Consider the following 4,777-nt stretch of genomic DNA (forward strand, 5'->3'; position numbering starts at 1 on the left):
GCCTTCGGGCGGCACGACCAGCATCTATGTTCGCGGCGTGGGCACGCAGGCGGGCAATTCCTATGCCGAAAACGCCGTCGGCTTCAATTTCAACGGCGTGTTCATCGCTCGCCCCACGGCCCCCTCGGGTGTCTATTACGATCTTCAGCGCGTGGAAGTGGTCAAGGGTCCGCAGGGCACCCTTTATGGCCGCAACGCCACGGGCGGCGCGATCAACGTTTTGCCCAACCGCCCGAAGCTGAATGAACTGGGCGGGGACATCAACCTTGAGGCCGGGAATTATGACGCGCGCAAGGGTTCGGCGGCGATCAACCTGCCGCTGGGTTCCACCGTGGCGCTGCGCGTGGCGGGACAAGTGGTCAATCGCAAGGGCTACCTGTCGGATGGCTATGACGATGACAAGGGCGAGGCGGGGCGCGTCTCGCTGCTGGTGAAGCCCTCGGCCGACTGGTCGGTGACGCTGGTGGGTGATTACTATCATCAACATGGCATGGGCGCGGGCAATGTGCTGCTGCCCTCGTCGGTGGCCGGCGCCCCGGCGTTGACCGCGCGCATCGGCGGGTCGGACCCGATCTCGGTCGCCGCGTTGCAATCCTATGCCTCGACGCTCGCCGCCCCGCCCTTCTGCGGTGGACTGGGCAAGCTCATCACCAGCGGCTGCGTCATGACGCCCAAGGGCGATGGCTATATGGACGGCAACTTCTGGGGCGTCAGCGCCCAGACCGAAGGCGATCTGGGCTTTGCCACGCTCACCGTCATTCCAGCCTATCGTCGCAGCGCGTCGAACTATCGCTCCTATCTGCCTGGTTTCCAGCTTCAGGTGAGCGACGCCTCGAACCAGCTCTCGCTCGAAACGCGCCTTGCTTCCAAGGAAAACGGCCGTTTGCGCTATGTGCTGGGTGGCTTCTATTTTGCCGAGGACCAGAAGGCGATCAACGCCTTCTCGCAAGGAAACCTGTCGACCACGCTGTTCAACCCGCTGCTGCACACCGAAAGCGTCGCGGGCTTTGGCCAGTTGACCTTCCTTGTCACGCCGCGCCTGCGTCTGGTCGCCGGTGGGCGCTACACGCATGAAACCAAGCGCCAGACCACCTCGCTGGCCGCTGGCGGCCTGCCGGGCGTGGTGAACCCGCCGCTGGGCGCCGCCTTCACGGGCAATCTGGCCTTCAGCAAGGCGACATGGAAGGCTGGCGTTGAATTTGACGCCGGGCCGCGTTCGCTGCTCTATGCCAACGTGTCGACCGGCTTCAAGGCGGGCGGCTTCTTTGTCGCCGCGCCCCCGGCCAACACCTTCGCCCCCGAATTGCTCACCGCTTACACGGTGGGGAGCAAGAACCGCTTCTGGGGCAACCGTCTGCAGTTCAACATCGAGGCCTTTTATTGGGATTACACCAATCAGCAGATCTCGTTCGTGGGCGGCGTGCCCTCCTCCAGCGGTCTCTACACCCAGGGCGGCGTGACGGTGAACGCGGGCACCTCGCGCATCTATGGTTCCGAGGTCGAGCTGCGCCTTGCCCCCACCATGCATGACCTGTTGAGCGCCAACGTCCAGTATTTGAACGGCCGCTACAACAGCCTGCAAACTGCCAATTTCTCGAACACCGGGGCGCCGCTGCCCACCGGTTGCACCGTGACAGGCAGCCGTCTGGCCAACCCCGGCGTCAACGCCGCGCGCTTTTACGACACCGATTGCTCGGGCAAGCCCACGGTCTATTCGCCCAAGTGGACGGTCAACCTCGACTATGCCCACACGTTCGAACTGGATAGCGGCATGAAGCTGGTGGCGGGCGGGCGCACGACCATCAAGTCCGATTTCTACCTCAACGTGAATTTCCAGGAAAACGAGAAGCAGTCCGCCTATCGCATGTCGGACGTCTATCTGACACTGGAAGGGCCCGACCAGCGCTGGAGTCTAAGCGGTTTCATCAACAACATTGAAAATCGCGCCGTGCTGGTGCGGGCGGGCAATCGGCCCATCCTCAACGTGTCCTATGGCACGCTGGCGGCGCCGCGCGTTTACGGTGTGCGCATGGGCTATCACTTCTAAATTTGAACAAACGGCTGCGGCGGCCGGTCGATCCGGCCGCCGCCATTTGAAAGGCATCCTTGCATGACGCGCCGCCGGGCTTTCCTCGCCGCCTTTTTCCTCTGTCTTGCGGCCACCATGGCGCATGCCCAGTCCAGCCCTGTTGCAACCAACGCTGCACCGCGCCTCATCCTGCTGGGCACGGGTGGCGGGCCGGGAGGGCGCGTGGATCGCGCGGGGATCGCCACCATGCTGGAGGTGAATGGCCACCGATACCTCATCGATGCGGGCGGCGGCGTGTCACGCCAACTGGCCATGGCGGGCATGGCCGAACGCGATGTGCCGCTGGTCTTCCTCACCCACCTGCATGACGATCACTATGCCGGGCTGCTCAGCCTCGCGAGCTTTTCCTATTCCACGCAGGGCAAGGCCATGATGCTGATCGGCCCTGCGGGCACCACGCGCCTGGGCACGGCGCTGGGTGATGTGATGGCGACCAATGCCCGGATCCGCGGCGCGGAAAGCGCGGCGATGCGCCCGGTCAACGCCTTCCTTTCAGCGCGCGATGTCGGGCCGGGGCCCGTATTCAAGGATGACACCATCGCCGTCATGGCCATCGCCAACACGCATTACGCGCTGGTCGACAAGACTGCCGCGCCCGATGCGCAATCGCTGTCCTATCGCTTCACGATCGGGGGCAAATCGGTGGTGTTCACCGGCGACACCGGCGCATCACCGGATCTGGCCACCTTTGCGAAAGGCGCGGATATTCTAGTGGCCGAAATGGCCACCGCCGCCGATCGCGCCGCCGTGCCGCCCCAGGTGCGCCAGCATATGGATGTCGAGCATCTTTCGCCCGCGCAGGTTGGCGATTTGGCCCGGCAGGCGGGCGTGGGCAAGCTGGTGCTCAGCCATGTGGGCACGGTCAGCGAGCAGGATCTGGCCGAGGTGCGCGCCCATTATTCCGGCCCCGTCGTGCTGGGGCGGGACTTGCAGACCATTTCATTCTGATCCCCGTTCATCCTGATTCAAGCGCAACCCATGCACCAAGGGAGATTTTGATGCTGACATCGATCAAGAGCCGGTCTGTTCTGGCCTGCATGGCGGGCTTGCTGGTCGCCGCGCCGCTGGCTGCCCAGACAGCGCCCGCTCAGACGCCTCCCGCCACGGCGCCTCAGGCTCCCGGCGCCTACACCTGGGTCACGCTGGGCACGATGGGCGGCCCCATGCCGCGCCCGGGCCGCAACGAACCGGCCAACCTGCTGATGCGCAAGGGCGAGGCCCATTTGATCGACACCGGCGATGGCGCGATGACCGCCATGGCCGACGCGGGCGCCGATTACCCGAACCTGCGCACCATCTGGATCAGCCATATCCATTTCGATCATCTGGGCGGCCTGTTCGCCGTGCTGGGCCTGCGCTTGCAATCGCGCGCGGTCGGGCCGCTGACGATCTATGGCCCGCCCGGCATGAAGGACATCGTCAATGGCCTGATCGCCGCCATGCGGCCCAGCGCCCGTTCGGGCTTTGGCATTCCAGGCGAAGTGGCGATTGATCCGGCCGCCAACATTCAGGTGGTAGAGCTCGACGATGGCGCCGTGGTCAAGCTCGACGGCTTCACCGTGCGCGTGGCCAGCAATTCGCATTACAGCTTCGTGCCGGGCAGCCCGGAGGAGCACTTCTTCCGCTCGCTGTCCTATCGCTTTGACATGCCTGACCGTTCGATCATCTACACCGGCGACACCGGGCCCAGCGACAAGGTGACGGCGCTGGCCAAGGGGGCCGACATGCTGGTGACCGAAATGATCGATTTGGACAACACGCTGGCCCAGATGAACAATCGCGTGCGCCATATTTCCGATGAGGAAAAGACGCATATGGTGGAGCATCTCACGCGCCACCACCTGTCCCCCGGCGAGATTGGCGCAATGGCCGCCAAGGCTGGCGTGGGGCGCGTGGTTGTTACCCATCTGGCCGGGGGCGGTTCGCGCTCGCCAGACGCCGACCAGCGCTATCGCGCCGCGATCCAGCAGTCTTTCAAGGGGCCAGTTGTGATCGCCAAGGACATGGACCGCTTCTGATGATCCTTACCGGCCAGAGCTTCCCTTAAGGCCTGGTCCAAACTTGGGCAGCCCTTGCGACGCGCTGGTGCTGCCCTTTTCGGCAAAAGGCTGAAATGTGTCGTTTCAAATCTATCGTTCATGCGTCGCGGCAATCCAATGCGCGTTCCCTCGCTTCCATGTTGCAAAAGTGGTCCTTCCGGTGCTGTCCTAAGGGCAGAGCGAAAGGGGGGCAAAGCTCAACTAGCACCTTCCGAAGGAGCCTAACCGGTCAGTCGGCAACTAATGCCATAGGAAAAAAGGATTATGAGGCTCCACGAGTGACCAGTTTCGGTCAAACTTGACGTTCACTGGTATAACTCTGATCGGCAGGATTGTCCCAGACCCCGGCATTACGCTTGGCAGAACGCGACGGTAGAATGTTCACCTGCACGCGCCAGCGGGCATCATCGACCTGATCCAACGTCGGGTTAAGCATCCATTCGCTGGTGGTGGATTCGCGCGAGCCTGCGCAGCGCGTAGCGAGCCGGCTCTGTCGTCTCGTTGGCAGCGCCGGTTCGATCGCTGACGCTTGGCCCGGCCTGTCTGACCGGTCCGGTCGGTCCGCCTGTGGCTGCCCTCCGGTTGTCGCCGCGCTTTGGGTGCGCGGCGGCGTTTGCCTCGGCTCCAGGGTGACGGGGGGCGTCACGGC

3 protein-coding genes and 1 pseudogene are annotated in these 4,777 nt (G+C 63.9%); 3 read left to right on the forward strand and 1 reads right to left on the reverse strand.

All coding sequences use genetic code 11. The features are described from left to right. The 3 genes from H926_RS29665 to H926_RS0121345 all read left to right on the forward strand — a co-directional run. Positions 1-2,047: TonB-dependent receptor (locus tag H926_RS29665; RefSeq protein ID WP_237741141.1), on the forward strand; the 2,047-nt coding region annotated here is incomplete at its 5' end. A 63-nt stretch (positions 2,048-2,110) separates the two neighbouring features. After that, positions 2,111-3,037 (forward strand): MBL fold metallo-hydrolase, encoded by a 927-nt coding sequence (locus H926_RS0121340; protein WP_022678062.1) that lies wholly within the window; start codon positions 2,111-2,113, stop codon positions 3,035-3,037. A gap of 50 nt (positions 3,038-3,087) precedes the next feature. Next, positions 3,088-4,107, forward strand: coding sequence for an MBL fold metallo-hydrolase (locus H926_RS0121345; RefSeq protein ID WP_022678063.1), 1,020 nt, complete (start codon positions 3,088-3,090; stop codon positions 4,105-4,107). Positions 4,108-4,420: 313 nt separating this feature from the next. Here the strand turns inward: H926_RS0121345 and H926_RS35165 are convergent. Beyond that, a pseudogene (locus H926_RS35165) lies at positions 4,421-4,777 on the reverse strand (hypothetical protein); the annotation flags it as partial.

Source organism: Novosphingobium sp. B-7 (genome assembly GCF_000410615.1).
GTDB lineage: Bacteria > Pseudomonadota > Alphaproteobacteria > Sphingomonadales > Sphingomonadaceae > Novosphingobium > Novosphingobium capsulatum.